This window comes from Rothia sp. HMSC08A08 (assembly GCF_001808385.1).
GTDB classification, from domain to species: Bacteria; Actinomycetota; Actinomycetes; order Actinomycetales; family Micrococcaceae; genus Rothia; species Rothia dentocariosa.
Window position 1 is genome coordinate 233,809 of the sequence record NZ_KV793056.1, and the last position, 20,816, is coordinate 254,624.

Here is a 20,816-nt window from a genome sequence, read left to right on the forward strand (position 1 = left end):
AGGTTGACACCGAGGTTCCCTCCCCCGTAGCAGGTACCCTGCTCGAGATCCGCATCCCCGAGGATGAGGACGCAGAGGTTGGCCAGGTTCTGGCTATCATCGGCGACGCTTCCGCTGCTGCTGCTGCTCCGGCTGCTCCCGCTCCGGTTGCTGAGGCTCCCGCAGCTCCCGCTCCGGTTGCTGCTGCTCCGGCTGCACCTGCAGCTCCTGCCGCTCCCGCTGCTCCTGCCGCTCCGGCAGCTGCTGAGGGCGAAGCATACGTGACCCCGCTGGTCCGTAAGCTCGCTAAGGACAACGGCATCGACCTGTCCACCGTCAAGGGCACCGGTGTTGGTGGCCGCATCCGCAAGCAGGATGTTCAGGCTGCTATCGCTGCTAAGGGTTCCGCTGCTCCCGCCGCTGCTGCACCCGCTGCTGCTCCGGCTGCTGGTTCCGCAAAGGCACCGCACACCTTCGAGGTTTCCCCCAAGCGTGGCACCGTCGAGAAGACCGCACGTATCCGCCAGGTTATTGCAAAGCGCATGCGTGAGTCCCTGGACATCTCCACCCAGCTAACCCAGGTCACCGAGGTTGACGTGACCCGCATCGTTCAGCTGCGTGCAAAGGCTAAGGACGGCTTCGCTGCTCGTGAGGGCGCTAAGCTGACCTTCCTGCCCTTCTTCGTCCAGGCAACCGCTGAGGCTCTGCAGCAGCACCCCGCTCTGAACGCTTCCATGACCGAGGACTACAAGCAGATCACTTACCACGGCTCCGAGAACATCGCTATTGCTGTGGACACCCCCAAGGGTCTGCTGGTTCCCGTCATCAAGAACGCTTCTGACCTGGGCATTGCTGGCCTGGCAAAGGCTATTGGCGACCTGGGTGGCCGCGCACGTACCGGCGACATCTCCCCCGAGGAGCTGTCGGGTTCGACCTTCACCATCACCAACATTGGTTCCTTCGGTGCACTGTTCGACACCCCGATCATCAACCAGCCGAACGTTGCAATCCTCGGTACCGGTTCCATCGTGAAGCGCCCCATGGTTGTTAAGGATGTTGACGGTAACGACGTTATCGCTATCCGCTCCATGTGCTACCTGTCCCTCACCTACGATCACCGCGTGGTCGATGGTGCGGATGCAGGTCGCTTCCTGTACACCCTCAAGACTCGCCTGGAAGAGGCAAACTTTGAGGCTGAGCTCGGTCTCTAAAGGGGTCCTGGCATGATGTAGCATCGTGTTTCAAGGGGTGTGTTGGCATATAAGCCAACGCACCCCTTTTTTATTTTTTATTCTTCGTCGTTATGCCGAGTTTGTTAAAGTAGACATTATAGTGACAGAGTGTCAGAATATTAGCTATGTTTCTTCTCAACAACGTTCTTGTGTTTTTGCACATCATAGGTGCCGCGATTATTATTGGGCTCTGGATTGCTCATTTTCGCACACCTAAAGTTCTGCCCGGGCAGTTTCACGCATCGCTTCTGATGCTCGTAACGGGCTTACTCCTGGTAGGAATTGCTGAGGTTACCGGCAGTCCTAACCACATTAAGATTGCGGTCAAAATTCTTATTGCATTGAGCATTGCTGCTGCCGCATTCATCGGTCAACGCAAGTACAAGGCGGGAGAACCGATTTCAACAGGATTAGCGCATGCAGTGGGCGGTCTTGCCGTCATTAATGTTGCCGTTGCCACCATCTGGCACTAAACAGCTCTTCACTTCGGCACAATGCTCTTGCCCATGTTCCCGGTAGTTTTTATAGACCTACCGGGGATATGTTTTTAAGAGCTGCACGCTTGAACTCGCAGCTGCCTCATCTATATGCAGCTCTCCCCTGGTGGTTATTTTTATTCACGGCTCATGGACGACCGTAGGCTGCGCATCGGGCTCATTGGGTGTTTCATCCGTGACTGGTGTTGCCGTGACAATACGCCATACCCCTTCGTCGCAATGCAGCTCAAAGATAACTGTCTGCACCGGCACACCGTCCACAAGGTGAACACCGGATTCTTTCTGCTCCGCATCCGTTGGGGCGTATCCGGGCGACTCTACTTCTGCGGTTATTCCTAAAGAGTCAGAGTCTCTGTGCAGAATACGGGTCAATGAGCGCAGTTTCAGCGTCGCCGCCCCCTGGGCGCTCAACGACTGATTGCGCTTCTCTATAACCTGAGTGAGAATAGCCTGCTCATCCTGCGGAGTACTCACAACGGTAGACTGAGTAGTGTGAGACTCATGATGATGCATAGCTTCCGGAACCCAGATTGCCCCGGCTATTGCTCCAGCTCCTAAGATTATGAGACTCCCAACCCCCAGAATCATAAGTTTGCGGGTCGTAAAATTACGAACCTTTGAACGCCCACGGCTATGCCCAACTTTGAAAGTACTCTTCCCTATAAGTTTTTGAGCGTTCTGATGTCTAACCTTGGGCAGGGTCTTAGCGCTTTTAACGGTATTCGGTTCTCGCGAAGCAACAGGGAGTTTAGACCGTACTGACTCAGGCGCGCTGGTATAAGCGTTGAGAGGCTGCGTTTGGAATGCGCTGAATGCGTCAAGAACCTCCTGTACAGTGGCCTTAGGATCATCAAGCAGACGCTCAAGCTCGGTTCCCAATGTCTGCGGCACATCGGCAAGGAGCGGCAGCGGAATGCGTTGATGAGTCTGCCGAGGCGACTCTCCGGTGAGCGCATACCACAGAAGAGCCACAAAATCATGAACTCCGACATGTTCATGTTCATCCGGCTGGCGTTTACTCGCTTTGACAGAACTGGGCAGACAAAGAAACTCGGGGAGTCCAGCAACGGTTACCATCACGTGCTGAGGCTCTAGATGCTCAGGATAGATATGCGCCGCGTGTAAGCTCTTGAGACCCCATCCTATGTGGTGTGCCAAGGTCGCAACCTCGGCGAGCGGTAAAGTTCCACGTGCCTGCACGAGAGATTCGAGTGATCCTGCCTCAACCGGTTCGTACCAATAATAAGTTCCTGTCTCTGTGCCAGACGACTGCCTTTCGTCCCGCGTTACGGCTAGTACAGTGGCAACACCGGGTAAGGGTGGTAAACCGCAAAGTGTTTTGATCTGTTGCGACGGTATTTGCTGAGAATCATGACTTATCGCAAGGGTGTAAAGCCCCGGGGCTAATTGTTTGGGAAGAATACGATTCTTAACCAATGAATCTCTATTTGCATGTATCTTAACTGTCCAAATACTCAGGTTTGGTTCTTCGTGAAGATTTTCAAGGTATGTGATGCTATCGGTGTTCATACTCTAGATGTACCGGATTTTAGAAAAGCACCGTGAAAGTTATCCACAGGAACAAGGTTTTTAGCGATTTTCATGCTGTATAACGCGTTTCTGCTCGCCTTCTGCCTTGTTTATGACGTCATAATCTGTCACACAAAGTACGAGTTGTTTTCCTAGAGCGATGCTGCGTCCCAGAGCACGTGTAATCAGGAAGCCCTAATTTTTATCGTGGTCGTTCCGGTACTAAAGTAGAAGCTATGTCCGTAATACTTGAACGTGTGGGGTTTGCCCCTGACTATGTGAATTATGTTGAGAGCCTTGATATGCAATCTCGCCTTCATGCAGAGGTAGCGGCACGCGCTCGGCAAAACACTATTCTTCTGCTCGAACATGAGCCCGTGATTACGGCTGGCAAGCGCACTGAAGATCATGAGTACCCCACAGACCGTTCAACTCCAGTCGTGAAAATTGACCGCGGCGGAAAACTTACGTGGCATGGTCCCGGCCAACTGACCGGGTATCCCATTCTGAAACTTCCTGAACCTCTTGACGTGGTAGCGTATGTGCGCCTCCTAGAAGAAATTATTATGAATGTGCTCGCTCAGCTTGGCATCAAAGGCGAACGAGTGGAAGGGCGCAGTGGCGTATGGATTCTGGGCGATGGTATTACACCGGATAAGAAAATCGCCGCTATTGGGATTCGCGTTTCAAAGCAAACCACAATGCACGGGTTCGCCATTAACTGCTGCAATGAGACCGCGCCGTTCATGCAGTTCATTCCCTGCGGTATTACGGATGCTGGTGTCACAACAATCTCAGAGCAGCTCGGTCGTACAGTAACCCCGGCAGATATTCTAGGGCCCCTTGAGCGTGAGCTCATCAAATATCAGGATCGTTTGGCGATGCCTTTTGAACCCTTTGTTCCGCAGGAGCACAAGGTGGCACACGAGACGGCTGCGTAGCCACAAGGCTCAAGTATTTCACCTTGTCAGTGCCGCTTATCGATATTCGGCGGGTAATCCGAATAGAGATTTGTGTGCGTAAACAAGACTTAAAGACAAATAAACCATAATCCACGCCACAGTGTTTTTCGCCTGCACGATGCGGGCGTAAAATAGGTTTCAGCCCGTTTTAAACCGAGGGCGCATCCAGTTAGAAGGAGCAACACACATGAGCATTAAGCTTGAAGGCCGCAAGCTGCTGCGCGTCGAGGCTCGCAATGCTGAGGTTCCCATCGAGAAGAAGCCTCACTGGATTAAGACCAAAGCCGTTGTGGGGCCTGAATACAATGAAATGAAGGAACTGGCCCGGGGCCAGGGGCTTCATACAGTGTGTGAGGAAGCTGGCTGTCCTAATATCTACGAGTGTTGGGAAGACCGCGAGGCAACCTACCTTATTGGCGGTTCCGAATGCACTCGCCGCTGCGATTTCTGCAATATTGCGACTGGTAAACCTGCTGCAGTTGATTACGCTGAGCCCTTCAAAGTCGCTAAAAATGTTAAGGTTATGGGTTTGCGTTATGCCACGGTGACCGGTGTGGCACGTGACGATCTTGAAGACGGCGGTGCCTGGCTCTACGCAGAGACTACACGTCAGATTCACAAGATGTGCCCCAATACCGGTGTTGAGATGCTGATCCCTGATTTCAAGGGTAAGCCAGAGCATGTGCAGAAAGTCATTGATGCACGTCCAGAGGTTTTTGCGCACAACTTAGAGACTGTGCCGCGTATCTTTAAGCAGATCCGCCCGGCATTCCGTTATGAGCGATCACTCGATGTGATCACCCAGGGTAAAGAGGCTGGCATGGTCACGAAGTCCAACCTGATTCTGGGTATGGGTGAAACTAACGATGAGATTTACGAGGCGCTCTGCGATCTGTACGACGCCGGATGCGATATTATCACCCTGACTCAGTATCTGCGCCCCGGTCCCCTTTTCCATCCCATTGAGCGTTGGGTGAAGCCCGCCGAATTCCTGGAGTTCTCAGCTATGGCAGAATCCATCGGTTTTGCTGGCGTTATGGCTGGTCCGATGGTTCGGTCCTCATATCGTGCCGGTCGTCTGTGGGCACGCGCGATGAAGAAGAACGGCTATGAGATTCCAGAAAACCTTGCGCATATCGAAGATGGCGGTGCGGCTTTGCAAGAGGCTTCTTCCCTCGTCGCAGCGGGTTTCTAGAATAGTAGAATAGTTCAGTCCGCAAAGACATAGATTTAGAAAATTCCCCGGTTCGTCCTCTCCTGAGGGTTACGAATCGGGGAACTTTGTTTACCCCAACGAGGGTCAAACTTTAGACACATTTGCCGGGTTTGGCTGTTAGGTGAGTTTTTCCTTAGAAGTAATGCACGGGCATCCAGGTCAAGAACAATCTAAGATAGAATAAATACTGCAGTCTTATACTGCATTTTCCTACCCGTTGTCCAGAGGAAGCACCGTGGCAGAAAAGCGCGAAGAGAAGAAAAAGCAGAAGAAAGATAAATCTCCGGGTACGTTTGCCCAGATGAAGCAGGTCTACCAGATGACCAAAAAATCTGACCCGAATATCGGGTGGATTCTGCTTCTTGCAGTGGTCGTTACCCTACTTGTTTTCGTCCTGATCGGCGCGTTACTCAACAACATCATCACTTTTATTATTCTTGGTCTTGCGGTTGGCGTTCTTGCCGCCATGATTATTCTGGGTCGTCGCGCACAAAAAGCAGCGTTCACACAGATCGAAGGACAACCCGGGCGTGCGGGTGCCGCCATGAACTCTGTGCGCCGCGGCTGGATTGTGGAAGAGCAGCCTGTAGCTGCGAACCGCAATCAGGATCTTGTTTTTCGTGGTCTTGGTAAGCCAGGGATTGTGCTGGTAACCGAGGGGCCTTCATCTCGTGTGCAGAACCTTGTGAAAAATGAGAAGAAACATCTTAACCGCGTAGTTCCCGGCGTTCCCGTACACGTGATTGAGACCGGTCACGACGAAAATCAGGTTGAGTTAAAAGATGTCGTCAAGACTATGAACAAGCTGCCTAAAGCCCTGACTCAGCAAGAAGTTCAGGGAGTTTCTAATCGTCTTAGTACCCTCAACCATGTGCGTAACCCCATGAACAGCATTCCAAAGGGTATAGACCCGAACCGTGTGCGCCCCGATCGTCGCGCAATGCGTGGGCGTTAGAAACGGTACATCCTATGGTTGAGCCCCGATATCATGGTGAGGTCGGGGCTCAGCTTTTCTGTCTAATACCCGGAAAACAATATAAGCTCTCCGGCAATACAGTTCGCATCTAGCGGATGCGCACAAGTATAGTTCCTGCCGCGCGATCGTGAAGACCGCGTGAATTCGCATCCAAAATTACGGTGGGCAACACCAGCATGGTCAGCACAGCTCGGATAAGGGCTCGCTTCCAACCAGCGGGCCTGCCATCTAGAGTTTGCACTTGGACTCCAACCAGAAAATGCCCCAGAGTGTGCCCCATAAATCCCACGAGTACGATCAGGTACAGCAGAAAAATTCCTAGTGTCGTTAGACCATGTATTTGTACATTTTGGCCTCCGACTAGCAGAAACGCAAGACCCAAGCATAGATACCAATCTATGATGAAACCTAGGAGGCGACGCATCGGACGGGCTATAGCGCCAGGTCCTGTCTCTGGTCGCCCCATGATCTCTCCGGGGTATTTTTGGTCGCTGGGCGCGCCATTGAGCCACGACCCAAGATCGTCACGTTCAATCATGGTTTCTATTATCCTGTATCTTTTTCCTAAACGTACGCCACCCTACCACATCTGCAACTTTGTAACACTACCGAAACATAATAGACACGACAGAGCAAAAAATACCCCCTATGCTAGATAGTGGTGCACAACTCATAAACTGGGCGCCACACCAGACACCAAGGACAAAACACCACGAGGAGCAGTCCGTATGTTTACCAGTCCCCAAGAAGTTCTCGATTTTATTAAGAGCGACGAAATTGTCTTCGTCGACATTCGATTCACCGATATGCCCGGGGTGCAGCAGCACTTCAACCTTCCGGCAAAGGCGATCGACGAGGATTTCTTCGTCAACGGTCAGCTTTTTGATGGCTCGTCTATTCGTGGTTTCCAGGGCATTGCCGAGTCTGATATGCAGCTTATTCCCGATGTTAAGTCGGCGTATATTGATCCTTTCCGTCTTGAAAAAACCCTTGTTATTATCTGCTCTATTGTGAATCCCCGCACTGGTGAGCCTTACCATCGTGACCCTCGCGGCGTAGCCGAACGCGCCGAAGCGTACTTGCAGTCCACAGGTGTTGCCGATACCGCGTTCTTTGCTTCTGAAGCCGAGTTTTTCGTCTTTGAGGATGTCCGTTACCAGGTAGAGCCCAATTCTGTGTTCTATAAAATCGATTCCGATGAAGCATATTGGAACACCGGCCGCAAGGAAGAAGGCGGCAATCTTGGTAATAAGACCCCTATCAAGGGCGGTTATTTCCCGGTCTCCCCTGTCGATAAGCAAGCCGATCTGCGTGATGCTATGTGCGTAGCGATGGATCAGGTTGGGCTCGAAGTTGAGCGCAGCCATCACGAGGTCGGTTCCCCTGGACAGGCAGAGATCAACTACAAGTTCTCCACCCTCACCAATGCCGCCGACGACCTGCTGAAGTTTAAGTACGTTATCAAGAACACCGCCGATGAGTGGGGCAAGTCTGTGACTTTCATGCCGAAACCTGTCTTCGGCGATAACGGTTCGGGGATGCATTGCCACCAGTCACTGTGGTTAGACGGCGAGCCACTCTTTTACGATGAACGCGGATACGCAAACCTCTCCGATATCGCTCGCTGGTACATCGGCGGTCTGATTGAGCATTCCTCCGCTGTGTTGGCGTTTACCAACCCGACCGTTAACTCTTACAAGCGCCTTGTGCCTGGCTACGAGGCCCCCGTGAATATGGTGTACTCGCAGGGTAACCGCTCTGCCGGTATTCGCATTCCGATTACTGGCGCCAACCCGAAAGCTAAGCGCCTGGAGTTCCGTGCCCCTGACCCCTCATGTAACCCCTATTTCGCGTTCTCGGCTCAGCTTATGGCCGGTTTGGATGGTATTCGCAACCGTATTGAGCCGCCCGCACCGATCGATAAGGACCTGTACGAGCTGCCCGTCGAAGAGGCCAAGGATATCAAGAAGGCTCCCGCTAACCTTGAGGAGGCGCTGGCCGCGCTTGAGGCAGACCACGACTTCCTGCTCGAAGGCGGCGTATTCACCGAGGATCTTATTCAGGCGTGGATCGATTACAAGCGCACCAATGAGCTTGAACCGCTCTCATTGATTCCGCATCCACTGGAATACCAGCTGTACTACGGTGTCTAACCGTTAGTTGCAGAAGTTAGAATGCTCCATGTTCTCATATAATGAGGGTATGGAGCATTCTCGTTAATATCTTTGTCATAGAAGCTAGGTCTGTATCTCTGACCCTAAGATATAAATAGAGCAAAAGAGCTCTCTTTTTTCTAGCGTAACGGAACCTAATGTCCGATATATGTGCATATCAAAAACTCATAATGACAGGTCCTGAGAGTTTAAGAATATGACCTCTGACAAGCACATTTATTAGCTTTATAATAATTTTTAGATATTATTATAATTTTTATCTGCCTTTGCTTCATCATAGATTATGCTCATGGCGAGCATACACATACTAACCTTTCCAGAATTTGTATATTCCGGTTGTGCTTTCATATTGACAATACACTGCGGCATTGCCTAGCATAGTAGCCTTCCTTAACTAGTAAACACTGAGAAGATAGACCTATTCGCAAATTTCCCCGCTCAGAAAGAACAGCTCCACAAGGTACTTGATTCCCTCAGTGGCCATAATGTGGAATACTTACAAATCTGGAATTAAGGCTTAACCTTCACGTATGATGAAGCCGCAAGTAAGTTCTTAGGGGATTACTGCCTCCACGTTCTAAAGGAGTTTGACGTGTCGCATGTACTATCACGCCGTACTGTATGTCTATCAGCTGGTCTTACAGCAGTTGCAACTTTCGTAGGTTGCGCTTCCAGCTCGCTGTCGTCCGATGAAGCACTATATAAGAATGACCAGCTATTACCCTCTGCACCAGGCGAGCCCTATACAGGTTCCGATGAGCAGCCTATTCGCACACAAGAGCGTATGTTTATGGCGATGATGGATGCTGACGCCGAGTCTCTCCGTTCCACTCTCACTGAGGATGCTACACTCACCCACATCACAGGCCAGATCCAGACTCGCGATGAGTGGGTACAGTCGGTTGCCGACAAAACTATGTCCTACAGCAATATTGAGGTAGTATCTGCTCACGTGGAACGAAGTGACAATGGAGCTCAGCTCGTAGCACGCACGCGCACGACCGCAAATATTAATGGGAGCGATGGAACCTGGAATCTCCAACTTGTATCGCAGATACACCCCGATGGTACGCACTTTACGAAGACTGTCGCCTCCCTATGGTCATGAAACTCAACCGAACTATTCTAAAGATGCCCTCATACAAGGGGGCATCTTCTGTTTTAAGATCTCAAACAGGATGTCTACCTGCCTGACTCGAATTTTATAAAAACAAGATAAGCTGAAGTGAACTTACAGCGTTATAGACGTTTCTAAAATGATAATGTACTATTCTTTCCGCAGAACAGCTGTATATTCTGTGTTCTCATAATGCCTAAGGAAATAATTTCCATGAATATACTTATCGGTCTTATCCCCGCGCTATTCTGGGGCATTCTGCCGCTGTGCGTATCTAAAATCGGTGGTAAACCGACTCAGCAAATTATGGGTACCACGATGGGCGTGCTCCTCGTGGGTATTGCCACTTCCCTGCTTTTCTTCCCGATTCGCCTTGACGCTTGGGCATTTTTTCTGTGCTTCCTCTCAGGGGCAAGCTGGGCGTTCGGGCAGATGAACCAATATCGCGCATTTACCCAGATCGGTGTTTCTCAAACCATGCCTTTATCGACTGGTATGCAGCTGGTAGGTACTTCGCTGATGGGCGTGGTGGCGTTCGGTGACTGGGGTACCGTTCAGGCTAAGATTATCGGTGCAGTGGCTCTGATGCTCATTATCATCGGTATTTGGATGACCACGAAGCAAGAGAATCCTGACCCACAGTCTGGCGGGAATATGCGGGCCGGTATTATCACACTCTTAATTTCTACCATCGGATATGTTGGATATTCATTCTTTCCCAACTATGTGAGTGTAGACGGGTGGTATAAATTCCTGCCCCAATCAGTGGGTATGGTGGTAGCAGCTATCACGATGTCTATGCTGACCCGTGACGGTACCCGCCCTTGGGATAAGAAGTCTTTACAGAACATTATCTGTGGCGTGATTTTCTCGGGTGCTGCGTTAGCCTACCTAGTGTCTATTGAGCCGCATCGCAACGGTGTTGCCAGCGGGTTTACAATCTCACAGATGAACGTTATTATCTCCACTCTGGGCAGTATCTTGCTACTGGGCGAGAAGAAAACGAGGCTGGAGCTGCTGTATGTGTTAGGAGGACTCGCCCTCGTAGTTATTGGCGGCGTTCTTATTGGTACGCTTTAGCTGTACACGCCGCACATTTTCACCGTATATTCTCTAGATTTCGTGTGATTCGCACACATCACGTTAGAATAATGAGAACTGTCTTTTCACCGATATGACCAACGCAGGAGAGCCCGTGTCCAAATTCATCGCCAAGCATTTTGACGAGCTGACCGCTCACGAGTTGCAGCAGATTCATATTATTCGTTCACTGGTGTTCACAGTGGGTCAGCAATCAACTGATCAGGAGCCTGATGACGCTGATTTCGAATGCATCCATATGGTGAATGAGGACGATTCGGGAAAAGTGCTCGCGTATCTGCGTCTATTCGATCTTGAGAAGGTTCAGGATGCACGCCACCGCTACATTCCGGGCGCATGGACATTCGGTCGTGTGGCAGTTCACCCAGATGCACGCGGTACCGGCCTGGGACGCAAGCTTTTACACGCAGCCTTGGAATGGATCCGGAATAACACGGACGCAAAAGAAATCGTGATCGCCGCTCAAGCATATCTGAAAGATACCTACTACAGTCCTGAGGGGTTTGTTGAGCGCGGTGAGCACTACATGGAGTCTGGAATCGAGCATGTCGAGATGGTGCTCGATCTACAGCGCTAACCCCCTTACCTGCATAATTCTTACTATGAGGCTGCAGGGTTTAAGGTTCGTGGTGCCCCTTTATCAAGAAGCCGGGATTGAGCATCTCGACATGGTACTAGAGATCGAGCGGTAGGCTCCATCAAGCTTTCTACTGCGTCCCTAGAACGCACGCACCGATAAGCCGATCAAGTTTACGAATATCGGTGCCTCGCCCAACTTTAATCTTGATGTGGCCTGCTCGGGTCCACAATTCAAGTTCAGCATTGGTGTCAAATAAACCCCGAGCGTTCTCGGATGACCACATGTTAATAGAGCTATGGGGGCAGAGAATACATTTCTACTTTCTTCCCCGATAACCCCTGAGAGTCACGCACGATTAAACGCTTCGTCGTAAAAATTGCTGCGTCTCGAAAAGTCTTATACTCAATAATTGGTTCTTCCCCTGGCACCATCAGGTCAAGAGCATCTTGCGGAATGGAGCACTCGCCTATGAAAGTCCAAGCAGCAATAGAGTGTAATGATGATTCCAAAATATCTCCTATGACATGAGTAAGTTTATCAGTACCATACCGTAGCGTTCTCGCCGGAGTTCAATCTATGTCGTGAGCATCCAGAAGCAAGCGTAGAATATGGAAGAGAAGGACGCGCCTGTTGGCTTTTGATAGCGCGCACGGACAGGAAAGAAGGCAAAACGATGGCATATCAGCCGACTCAGCTCAATGGAGAAACCGTATTCCGCAACGAGGTCTTCCAGACAGGTCTTATGTCGCAGCTACTCGACGGCGTGTACGATGGCGAAATGACAATTGGTGAACTATTGAGCCACGGTAACTTTGGGGTAGGAACTTTTAACGGCCTTGATGGGGAGATGGTGGTGCTCGACGGCGATTGTTACCAGGTGCGCCATGACGGCTCGGTTTCTATCCCCCAGCTTACTGATCGAACCCCATATGCAGTGGTCACAAACTTCGTACCCATGATCCGTCGTGAGCTTCCGCAAAACATGCTGCGCACCTCCACCTCACAGGTTCTCGATAATTTTACGGTGTCAAAGAACTACATGTACGCTATCAAGATTTATGGCGAGTTTGAGTGGGTTCGTACTCGTACCGTAGTCAAGCAGGAAAAGCCCTACCCGAAAATGGTGGATGCAACCGAGAATGAGGATATCGTTCAGTTCGATAATCTGACGGGCACGATTGTGGGTTTCCGTACCCCCATCTATGAGCAGGGCATTTCCGTTCCGGGGTGCCACGCCCACTTTATTGACGATGACCGTACTCATGGCGGACATGTAGTCGATTTCAAATTAAAGTCAGCAAACGTAGAAATCTGCCCCGGTACCGGTTTACAGCTGCATCTGCCGCTGACCCCCGAGTTCTCTTCCGCCAACCTCTCCCCCGAAGATTTGGCAGATCAGATCTCAAAGGCGGAAAAACACTAAACCTACCTACGGCGAGGGCGAGCCCCCGAATACTTTTCTTGCGAGTATGCGGAGGCTTTTGCCTGCTTCACAGCAGAAACAGAGCAAGCGCTGCACCGTTTCAAAGCGTACCGCTGAGGGGCAAGCTGTACATCATGCTCACCACAGACATGAAAAAGTGCCTTTATCTGAATAAAGGCACTTTTTCATGTCTGTGGTGAAACGGAATATTAAGAGGATCAGGCTCTCCTAAGCCTCCGGCACAAATTCACCGTGTCCGAGGTCGCGCAGGGCGGTACGCACCGCCTCCGCGTCAGCATCCAGTTCCTCGGCAGTCACGTTAGCGAGCGCATTCGCCGGGTCATATTCCGCCATACTATCCGCTGGGAACAGATGAATATGCGTGTGTGGCACATCGAACCCGGCAATCATAAGCGCCACCCGGTCTTTATCGAAAGCTCGATCTAGAGCGCCGGAAATCTTATGCGCTACTGCGAAAAGATGTGCTGCAAGCGCCATCGGAAGCTCGGGCCAACGGTCAATCTCTTCACGCGGAACCACAAGCAGATGCCCGTGCGATGCCGGCTGAATATCCATAAACGCCACGCATTTCTCATCCTTCCAGACAAAACGGCCCGGAATCTCGCCGTCAATAATCTTGGTAAAAATACTGCTCACTCTATCCTCCAAAATCTAGAGCTTGACCGTGTCACCGGGGTTTAGATGCGAATATTCGGTACCGTACTTGTTGCTAAAGGTAGTAATCAAACCCTCGATAATTCCCGTACCATTCTCATTAATCATGCCATTGTGAATGGGGTACGCATGCCGTGCTCCCACCGCGATCACAAAATCGATAACTTCTTGAACCTTGCTCCAGGGCGCGTGTACCGGCACCAACACATGAGGAGCTTTCACACCATGTGGCACCACGAGGGAATCACCGGGGTGGTACACAACACCGTTAATGAGGTATCCAATATTGGCGATCGTAGGGATCAAAGGGTGAATCAGCGCGTGCTGACCGCCAAAGGTCTGTACATCAAAACCGGGCACCGAAAATTCGCTATCTGCCGATACAACAGTGACGTGGGCGTTTGGCGCGGTATCAAGAATTTTCTCTGCGACAGCTCGCGGCGCCCAAATACGTAACTGTGGCTTTTCGGCGATCAAAGGCAGCACACGATCGGCATCAAAATGATCGGGGTGCTCGTGTGTGATCAAGAGGTAGTCCGCGCCATCAAGCAGCTGAGCATGTTCGCCCTCAGGCGCGAAATTTCCGGGGTCAAACACTAGTACATGACCGTCGTGCTCTATCCGCACACTTGAATGGGTATATTTTGTCAGTTCCATGGTTCCAGTCTACTCGCCAGATTCGAGCCTGCTCTAGTGCTGTACCATAGCTAACTACAGGGTAATCTAGAATTTTCACCACGTGAGAGAATTAATAACTCGCACTTGATATGCAAAATTTTAGTGTAGAGTCATTAGAAAAGGCTCACAAACCCGCATACTACTTGGGTGTGCCCCACCCGGAAGGTTATGTTTTGGATACTCATATTCCCGTCCGCAAGATCGTGAAACAGGCAGAGGCGCGCAACACCAAGCAGCGCCGCATTATCAAGGCCACGATGGCCGAACTGGGCGATTTTATTTCGGCGCAGGATTTGCACCTCACCCTAGCTAACCGTAAAGAGCAGGTGTCTTTGGCGACGACCTACCGTGTGCTCCAGTCTCTCGCTAATTCGGGAGAACTGGATGTCGTGAAGGGTGTCGAAGGCGAGTCGCTTTACCGTCATTGTCAGGGCGATACACACCATCATCATCTTCTGTGCCGCCGTTGCGGTAAGGCCGTGGAGCTTGAGGCACCCGCTATTGAGGATTGGGCCCTTGATATGGGGAAAAAATACGGGTTCTCGGAATTGGAGCATGTAGTTGAAGTTACCGGCTACTGCCCTGAATGCACTCTGGAACTCCGTGATGAAGAAAATCGGTTGACGGGGCGCCAGTAAATAAGACCTGAATCCTGGTTCATCCCGCAGAGTATGCGCTACTCTTAAAGTCTGTTGCCCACAACTCTTGGTTGAGTTGTGGGCAACAGACTTTAAGATTCTCTAGAAAGAGCCGCTACTAGACGCTCGCAGGGTGATGATGTGCATCCCCTTGTGTCTGACGGGCGATGCGACCTGATGCACTGTGCCGCCTCCTAATTCCGCCAATAATGCGGCAGATAATATAAATTACGAAGGAGACACTGGTGACATAAGGGCTAATCGGTAGCGAACCGGCAAGCGCAAGCAAAATACCGCCCACAATAGCTAGTTCCGCAAAAATCACCGAGAGAATAAGCGCTTTAAGCGGGGATGCAGTCACCTGAAGCGCCGCGGCAGACGGAGTAATCAAGAGGGCCAGCACCAACAGGGAGCCAACGACCTGAACCGAAAGCGCTACAGCGATACCCAGAACCACCATAAAGACCAGGGATAGGGTACGCATAGGAACGCCCTTTGCTTGCGCCACTTCGGGATCGAGTGAAGCGAAGCTCAGTGGCCGCCAGATCAGAGTCAGGATTGCGATAATTACGATGGCTCCAGCGATCATGGCGTTCAGCTGATCGCCGTCAACCGAAACAATCTGACCGGTTAAAAGCGAGAATTTATTGGCGCTCCTGCCCTGGTAGAGCGAGAGAAAGAGAATGCCTAAACCCAAGCCAAAGGGCATGAGGGCACCAATGACCGAGTTTGATTCGCTTTTCTTCACGCCCATCATGCCGATCAGCAAGGCGGAGATAATGGACCCTATCATTGACCCGGTAATGACATCGTACCCCAGCAGAAGTGCCAGCGCGGCACCTGCAAACGACATTTCAGATACACCGTGCACGGCGAAGGCATGATCGCGCATCATAACAAACATGCCGACGAAACCGCCGATAATACCGAGGACTGCACCCGCAAGAATAGAGTTCTGCAACAGCTGAACTAGTTCGCTGTATCGGTCGAAAACGAAAATCCGCGAGAGTAAATCGTTCTGTTGTTGGCTTGCCGCAAGCACCGGAGAGATTACTGTGGAAAGAATCATTGGGGTGTTCCTCCGCCCTTGTGCTCGGCGTGATATTTCGTAGTATTAGAAGAATCTTCTAAGGCACCCGCCGCGCTCGCGGTTTTGACCGGTTTGCCCGAGGATGCATCATGATCCCTCTCGACTGCAATTTCTCGAAGGTCCTGATGCGCACCATGAAGGTTCTGCTCCCCACCTACCACATGGCAATGGTCGCTGGCATGGGTCTCCCCTACCACAACGTAGCGCCCGTTGGATTTCAGCACGTTGATGGGGGTTCCATAAAGATCGCTCAGGGTTTCGCTGTTCATGACCTCGGGTACAGTTCCTACGGTAAATCGCCCGTTGGCGAGATATAAGACGCGATCAACATGCTCAATGATGGGGTTAATCTCGTGAGTTACGAAGATAACAGAGCCACCCTGATCGCGGTTAAACCGATGAATCAGATCAGCAACCGCGTATTGATGGTTCAGGTCGAGAGAGAGAAGAGCTTCATCAGCAAGCAGCATTTGGGGGTTATTCGCGAGAGCTTGGGCTATGCGCAGTCGCTGCTGTTCGCCCCCTGAAAGCAAACCAACCGGAACATTGGCGTATTCTAAAGCGCCGACGGCCTCTAAGAGTTCATTGACTTTTGCACGATACTTTCTGCCGCCCAACCGGACTCCCCAGCGGTGCCCGTCGATGCCCAACCCAACGAGGTCGCGGGCACGCATCGGGGTTGATGGGTCGATTGCTTTTTGCTGGGGAATGTAGCCTACGCCGGGGTTTCCGGCGCGAGCTGGTTTACTCAAAACAGAGATTGTGCCGGTATTCATCACGGTGAGTCCGAGGGCTACTTTGAGGAATGTAGATTTTCCGGAACCGTTCGGCCCAAGGACCGCGAAATATTCTCCTTGAGCAATGGACAGGTTGAGGTCATTCCAAAGGTTACGGGTTCCAAAAGCGAGGCTACCCCCGCGTATTTCTATCGCGGGGGTGCCTAATGGTGTCGTATTTTTCACTTAGGAAAGTGCCTTTTCGAGATTTGAAACGTTAGTCTTCATCCACGACAGGTAATCGGTATTTTCGGGGAGAGTTTCGGTAAAGGAAACATGGGCAACCCCCGCGTCTTTAGCCGTTTGAAGCACTTCCTTGGTCTGTGAAGTTTCGGTTTGCTCGTTGTATGCCACAAGGGAAACCTGCTTCTCAGTCACCAAATCTTGGGTTTCCTTAAGCACAAGTGCCGGAACGTCTTTCTCAGCTTCGATAGATTCCGCAAATTCCTCAGGGGTTGCGTTCTCGGCTCCCGTGGAGGCGATCAGGTAATCGGGCACGGGCTCAGTTGAAATGTATTTCTTGCCTTTACCGTTGATCTTCTTTGCAGAGGAGTCCAGAGAATCAAGTTCTGTACCGAGTTTCTTAGCATTTTCGCGGTAAGAGTCTGCATGTGCGGAATCCAGCTGTGCCAAGTCTTCTGCTACTTCGGTGGCAACTTTCTTCATGGTGTCGAAGTCGTACCAAAGGTGCTCGTTAAACTCGTGGGCGTGTTTATGTTCTTCACCGTCTTCATGATCATGATGACCGTCCTTGTGGTCTTCGGCGAGATGATCATATTCGCTGTCAGTTAGTTTCCCACTCAGCTTGACGGCATTGACAACCTTCTGTGAGCTATTGTCTTTACCTGCCATATCTTCAAGGAACTGGTCGTAGCCGCCTCCATTGACGACAACAAGACCTGCGTCCTTCGTTTTAACACGGTCTGCTGCGGTTGCTTCATAGGAGTGAGGGTCAGTGCTAGTTGACGCAATAATAGGGGTAACGTCTACGTTGTCCCCTCCCACCTGCTTGACAATATCGGCATAAACGTCAGTGGTTGCAACAACTTTTACTTTCCCGCCGTCGTTGCCTGATGACCCGTTGGAACCCGAGTTAGCGGTTGAGCAGCCACTCACCATGAGAGATACTCCAGCCAATACCGTTATGGTGCTCATGAGTTTTTTCATGTTATTTCCTCTTTCGACTGCGGCGCGAATATTTTCCGAGCGAGTTTTACCAGGCTACGCAAGGTGAAAACGATTTTCAATTACGACGCGCCGGGTTTGCTGATGCATTACCACTAAAACACGCCATATACCGTATAAACAACTCTTTATTGTTCATCTTGGCTTATCCCTTCAGAGTGCGATGTGCCGGCTTTACGCCGCTTCGAGTCTTGTGTCGTATCACGAATTTCGCCCACAAGTTCTTCGATCACATCTTCCATAAAGACCACACCTAATAATGTGCCCGAAGTGTCTACGACCTGCGCCAGATGCGAGCGATTCTGCTGCATGGTAGCGAGCGCATCGTCAATTTCGGTCGTCGGTGTTAGAACGGTCAAAGACCGCAGTTTATACCAGGGAAAGGGCTGGTCTGTGCGTTCAGGGGCTACGTCTAGGGCATCCTTGAGGTGCAGGTACCCCATATAGATTCCGGCTTCATCGTGGACGGGAAAACGAGAATATCCGGTGCGTGCTACGGCGTGTTCTACCTCTGCCGGAGTACATCCAAAGGGCAGTGTATGCACGTTGTCCCGACTTACCATAATCTCAGAAACATGCTTCCCGCTAAATTCGAGAGCGCCGCCGATAACGCCAGCGTCATCCTCGACTGTGCCTTCTGCCGTGGATTGGGCAACGATAGACTGCAGCTCGCCTAGGGTAAAGGTAGAAGCTACCTCGTCTTTAATATCCACCCGCATCCAGCGTAAAAGCATGTTTGACATACCGTTAAGAAACGCCACGATGGGAGCAAAAACATGCGAAACCTGTACCAACGTAGGAACAATCCACAGGGCAATACCGCGGGCTGCTAGAGTAACCGCAGCATTTTTCGGCACCATTTCACCAAAAATAACGTGCAGATACGTCACCACGATAAGGGTAACGACGAAGGCAAGAATATCGACCGTGGTGTGCGGAAGACCAAGTAACTCTAAAGGTGACCCCAGCAGATGGTGCAGAGCAGGTTCGGAAACGTTCAGAATCAGCAGAGAACAAATCGTAATACCCAACTGGCAGGTAGCCAACATCAGAGAGACGCGTTCCAGTGCATAGAGCACCACTTTTGCGCGTTTATTTCCCCCATCCGCCAGGGGCTCTATTTGGGCTCGGCGGGTAGACATGATGGCAAATTCACCTGCGACAAAAAATGCATTGCCGATAAGCAAAATAACGAGGAGTGCTATAGCTATCCAGTCATTCATGAGCGCACCTGCCGATTCTGCAAAACCGCTGGCTGCGATACGAGTCCTTCCCCGATGCTGTCGGGAATAAAGCGGATGCGGTCTACCCGGCGTCCTTCAATATAGTCTACGCGCAGAATACCGCCAGGGATCGGTACCTGGTCACCCTGTTCAGGTATGCGCCCCAGCTGCTCCATCATAAAACCGCCCACGGTTTCGTAGGAAGGATGCTCGGCGATGACACCGGGAATAAATTCGTTAACCTCATTCGGGCGACGCAAGCCTGAGAACACCCAGTCGCCGTTACCAAAACGTAGAGGCCGTTCCGTTCGCCCTTGATCGTGCTCATCGGATACCTCACCCACAATTTCTTCAACAAGGTCTTCAAGAGTCACAATTCCCGATGTTCCGCCGTATTCGTCGAGAACGACGGCAAGTTGTAATGCTCCTTCACGCAGCTGAGTAAGAAGCGCATCCACGTGCAGCGTTTCAGGAACCTGCAGCACGTCATCAGCCAATGCACCGGCTTCCAGGGTTTCACGCACATCGGTTGGAACCCCGACAGCTTTCTTCACATGGATAACGCCCACAATATTGTCATGATCTCCACGATAGAGAGGAAAACGCGAATGCCCGGTCGCACGGGCCTGCTCTATAACCTCTGTTACGGGCGCCGTATCTTCGAGCATCGTAACCCACCCTCGCGGAGTCATCACCTCGGAAGCGGTAAGTTCAGCAAAACTAAGCGTGCGATCCACAAATCGAGCCGTATCTGAATCCAAGGTTCCCTGCTCCGCAGAGCGACGCACCATTGCCGAAAGCTCTTCGGGACTGCGGGCAGCAGAAAGTTCCTCCTGAGCCTCCATGCCGAAGAGACGAAGAATTCTATTGGCAGACCCGTTCATCACGACGACCACAGGTTTCATGATGCGCGTAAATATAAGCTGCGCAGGCGCGACTTGCCGCGCCACCCGGTAGGGTTCAGCGATCGCAAGGCCTTTAGGCACCAGTTCACCGAGGAGCATCGATAGCAGGGTGGCAATTCCCATAGCAAGCACAAGGGTCAGGGTGGAAGTTACAGCCCTAGGAAGACCCCACGAAGAGATAAATCCAGCGGTTAACGCATTAATGGAAGCGTCGAGTGTGTACCCCGTGAGCAGAGTCGTGATCGTAATGCCAATTTGGCAACTTGAAAGCTGTGTTGAGAGAGTACGTAAGCATTGAAGAACGGCGTTAGCGCGAGTATCACCTTTTTCCCGTTCTTGATACACGGTCGCGGTCTCAAGCGCCACAAGTGAGAATTCGACAGCTACGAAGAAACCGGTTCCTAGAATGAGTGCGATGCCGAGAGCAAGAAGTATAAAGTTCATGCGTTCACCGCGCACCCAACATCATCAGGACGACGAGCGTCATAAAAGTGTAATATTCGACAGTCTGTATTGGGGTAACTGAAGGGGTCATCCATAGCCCATATTCTAGCGAATGTTTAAGGCAATTTTGCAGTGGTCGCTACGCTTTCCTTTAGATATCAATGTAAAACAGAGATGCATAAGCTCCCATGAGCACAATATCTCGCAGAACTTACCCACCCTCAAGGCATGTTTTGCCTTCCTACAAGCGTGTTCCCGTGAAGAACAACTCACCGTATCCGCCGGGTTCAGCTGGAAAGTTCGGGTGAGTTCTCACTAAACTAGGTTATAGAGTATTTGGTGCGCTGCAGCTCTTGCAGTCCGCAATGTGTGCGAGACTTGAAGAGGCACACACAAAGCCAACTTATACTCAGCG

Annotated in this window: 19 protein-coding genes and 2 pseudogenes; 11 read left to right on the forward strand and 10 right to left on the reverse strand. The window is 51.2% G+C overall.

Annotated features, from left to right (window positions below; translation table 11 throughout):
• Both sucB and HMPREF3164_RS01580 read left to right on the forward strand, forming a co-directional pair.
• A partial coding sequence (gene sucB, locus HMPREF3164_RS01575; RefSeq protein WP_246822553.1) for a 2-oxoglutarate dehydrogenase, E2 component, dihydrolipoamide succinyltransferase occupies positions 1-1,190 on the forward strand: 1,190 nt, incomplete at its 5' end.
• Positions 1,191-1,336: 146 nt separating this feature from the next.
• Positions 1,337-1,684, forward strand: a complete 348-nt coding sequence (locus HMPREF3164_RS01580) for a hypothetical protein (RefSeq protein WP_048753784.1) — start codon at positions 1,337-1,339, stop codon at positions 1,682-1,684.
• Between the two features lie 144 nt (positions 1,685-1,828).
• Here HMPREF3164_RS01580 and HMPREF3164_RS01585 read toward each other — a convergent pair whose 3' ends face one another.
• A complete protein-coding gene (locus HMPREF3164_RS01585) occupies positions 1,829-3,145 on the reverse strand; it encodes a serine/threonine-protein kinase (RefSeq protein WP_246822554.1) in 1,317 nt (438 codons plus the stop codon).
• Positions 3,146-3,471: 326 nt separating this feature from the next.
• Here HMPREF3164_RS01585 and lipB point away from each other — a divergent pair.
• The 3 genes and pseudogenes from lipB to HMPREF3164_RS01600 form a co-directional block, all read left to right on the forward strand.
• Positions 3,472-4,179, forward strand: a pseudogene (gene lipB, locus HMPREF3164_RS01590) (lipoyl(octanoyl) transferase LipB); the annotation flags it as partial.
• 208 nt (positions 4,180-4,387) lie between these two features.
• Complete coding sequence (gene lipA, locus HMPREF3164_RS01595; RefSeq protein WP_070448557.1) at positions 4,388-5,395, forward strand: lipoyl synthase; 1,008 nt, start codon at positions 4,388-4,390, stop codon at positions 5,393-5,395.
• A 256-nt stretch (positions 5,396-5,651) separates the two neighbouring features.
• Positions 5,652-6,371, forward strand: a complete 720-nt coding sequence (locus HMPREF3164_RS01600; protein ID WP_048753778.1) for a DUF4191 domain-containing protein — start codon at positions 5,652-5,654, stop codon at positions 6,369-6,371.
• A 109-nt stretch (positions 6,372-6,480) separates the two neighbouring features.
• Here HMPREF3164_RS01600 and HMPREF3164_RS01605 read toward each other — a convergent pair whose 3' ends face one another.
• Positions 6,481-6,930 carry an RDD family protein gene (locus tag HMPREF3164_RS01605; protein WP_070448558.1) on the reverse strand — a complete coding sequence of 150 codons (450 nt, stop codon included), beginning with the start codon at positions 6,928-6,930 and terminating at the stop codon, positions 6,481-6,483.
• A gap of 190 nt (positions 6,931-7,120) precedes the next feature.
• On the opposite strand from HMPREF3164_RS01605, the gene glnA reads away from it, so the two are divergent.
• From glnA to HMPREF3164_RS01625, 4 genes are all read left to right on the forward strand, one after another.
• Positions 7,121-8,545 (forward strand): type I glutamate--ammonia ligase, encoded by a 1,425-nt coding sequence (glnA, locus tag HMPREF3164_RS01610; RefSeq protein WP_070448559.1) that lies wholly within the window; start codon positions 7,121-7,123, stop codon positions 8,543-8,545.
• A 613-nt stretch (positions 8,546-9,158) separates the two neighbouring features.
• The gene (locus tag HMPREF3164_RS01615; RefSeq protein WP_048753772.1) at positions 9,159-9,674 is read left to right on the forward strand and encodes a nuclear transport factor 2 family protein; all 516 of its coding nucleotides are present in this window, start codon (positions 9,159-9,161) and stop codon (positions 9,672-9,674) included.
• A gap of 222 nt (positions 9,675-9,896) precedes the next feature.
• Positions 9,897-10,763, forward strand: coding sequence for a GRP family sugar transporter (locus HMPREF3164_RS01620; protein ID WP_070448560.1), 867 nt, complete (start codon positions 9,897-9,899; stop codon positions 10,761-10,763).
• Between the two features lie 115 nt (positions 10,764-10,878).
• A complete protein-coding gene (locus HMPREF3164_RS01625) occupies positions 10,879-11,361 on the forward strand; it encodes a GNAT family N-acetyltransferase (RefSeq protein WP_238382282.1) in 483 nt (160 codons plus the stop codon).
• A 130-nt stretch (positions 11,362-11,491) separates the two neighbouring features.
• On the opposite strand, the pseudogene HMPREF3164_RS01630 reads toward HMPREF3164_RS01625, so the two are convergent.
• Positions 11,492-11,795: pseudogene (locus tag HMPREF3164_RS01630) on the reverse strand (PH domain-containing protein).
• A gap of 242 nt (positions 11,796-12,037) precedes the next feature.
• On the opposite strand from HMPREF3164_RS01630, the gene budA reads away from it, so the two are divergent.
• Entirely contained in the window at positions 12,038-12,787 is a 750-nt protein-coding gene (gene budA, locus HMPREF3164_RS01635) for an acetolactate decarboxylase (protein WP_004004988.1), read from the forward strand.
• Between the two features lie 228 nt (positions 12,788-13,015).
• On the opposite strand, the gene HMPREF3164_RS01640 is transcribed toward budA, so the two are convergent.
• Positions 13,016-13,444, reverse strand: a complete 429-nt coding sequence (locus HMPREF3164_RS01640; RefSeq protein WP_070448561.1) for an HIT family protein — start codon at positions 13,442-13,444, stop codon at positions 13,016-13,018.
• 15 nt (positions 13,445-13,459) lie between these two features.
• Positions 13,460-14,119: an MBL fold metallo-hydrolase gene (locus HMPREF3164_RS01645; protein WP_070448562.1), complete on the reverse strand. Its 660-nt coding sequence runs from the start codon at positions 14,117-14,119 to the stop codon at positions 13,460-13,462.
• 194 nt (positions 14,120-14,313) lie between these two features.
• Here HMPREF3164_RS01645 and HMPREF3164_RS01650 point away from each other — a divergent pair, with 194 nt between their 5' ends.
• Positions 14,314-14,778 carry a Fur family transcriptional regulator gene (locus HMPREF3164_RS01650; protein ID WP_037231042.1) on the forward strand — a complete coding sequence of 155 codons (465 nt, stop codon included), beginning with the start codon at positions 14,314-14,316 and terminating at the stop codon, positions 14,776-14,778.
• 118 nt (positions 14,779-14,896) lie between these two features.
• Here HMPREF3164_RS01650 and HMPREF3164_RS01655 read toward each other — a convergent pair whose 3' ends face one another.
• The 5 genes from HMPREF3164_RS01655 to HMPREF3164_RS01675 form a co-directional block, all read right to left on the reverse strand.
• On the reverse strand, positions 14,897-15,847 hold the full coding sequence (locus HMPREF3164_RS01655; protein WP_070448563.1) for a metal ABC transporter permease: 951 nt from the start codon (positions 15,845-15,847) through the stop codon (positions 14,897-14,899).
• Positions 15,844-16,830: a metal ABC transporter ATP-binding protein gene (locus HMPREF3164_RS01660; RefSeq protein WP_070448564.1), complete on the reverse strand. Its 987-nt coding sequence runs from the start codon at positions 16,828-16,830 to the stop codon at positions 15,844-15,846. The genes HMPREF3164_RS01655 and HMPREF3164_RS01660 overlap by 4 nt, the downstream gene beginning before the upstream one ends.
• Positions 16,831-17,811, reverse strand: coding sequence for a metal ABC transporter substrate-binding protein (locus HMPREF3164_RS01665; protein ID WP_004004997.1), 981 nt, complete (start codon positions 17,809-17,811; stop codon positions 16,831-16,833).
• Between the two features lie 146 nt (positions 17,812-17,957).
• Entirely contained in the window at positions 17,958-19,052 is a 1,095-nt protein-coding gene (locus HMPREF3164_RS01670) for a hemolysin family protein (RefSeq protein WP_070448565.1), read from the reverse strand.
• A complete protein-coding gene (locus HMPREF3164_RS01675; RefSeq protein WP_070448602.1) occupies positions 19,049-20,401 on the reverse strand; it encodes a hemolysin family protein in 1,353 nt (450 codons plus the stop codon). The genes HMPREF3164_RS01670 and HMPREF3164_RS01675 overlap by 4 nt, the downstream gene beginning before the upstream one ends.
• Positions 20,402-20,816 lie beyond the last annotated feature (415 nt).

Bases quoted from the DNA above. Each gene is read 5' to 3' on its own strand.
- HMPREF3164_RS01580 (WP_048753784.1), top strand. From the start codon at position 1,337: ATGTTTCTTCTCAACAACGTTCTTGTGTTTTTGCACATCATAGGTGCC.
- lipA (WP_070448557.1), top strand. From the start codon at position 4,388: ATGAGCATTAAGCTTGAAGGCCGCAAGCTGCTGCGCGTCGAGGCTCGC.
- HMPREF3164_RS01605 (WP_070448558.1), bottom strand. From the start codon at position 6,930: ATGATTGAACGTGACGATCTTGGGTCGTGGCTCAATGGCGCGCCCAGC.
- glnA (WP_070448559.1), top strand. From the start codon at position 7,121: ATGTTTACCAGTCCCCAAGAAGTTCTCGATTTTATTAAGAGCGACGAA.
- HMPREF3164_RS01620 (WP_070448560.1), top strand. From the start codon at position 9,897: ATGAATATACTTATCGGTCTTATCCCCGCGCTATTCTGGGGCATTCTG.
- budA (WP_004004988.1), top strand. From the start codon at position 12,038: ATGGCATATCAGCCGACTCAGCTCAATGGAGAAACCGTATTCCGCAAC.
- HMPREF3164_RS01645 (WP_070448562.1), bottom strand. From the start codon at position 14,119: ATGGAACTGACAAAATATACCCATTCAAGTGTGCGGATAGAGCACGAC.
- HMPREF3164_RS01655 (WP_070448563.1), bottom strand. From the start codon at position 15,847: ATGATTCTTTCCACAGTAATCTCTCCGGTGCTTGCGGCAAGCCAACAA.
- HMPREF3164_RS01665 (WP_004004997.1), bottom strand. From the start codon at position 17,811: ATGAAAAAACTCATGAGCACCATAACGGTATTGGCTGGAGTATCTCTC.
- HMPREF3164_RS01670 (WP_070448565.1), bottom strand. From the start codon at position 19,052: ATGAATGACTGGATAGCTATAGCACTCCTCGTTATTTTGCTTATCGGC.
- HMPREF3164_RS01675 (WP_070448602.1), bottom strand. From the start codon at position 20,401: ATGAACTTTATACTTCTTGCTCTCGGCATCGCACTCATTCTAGGAACC.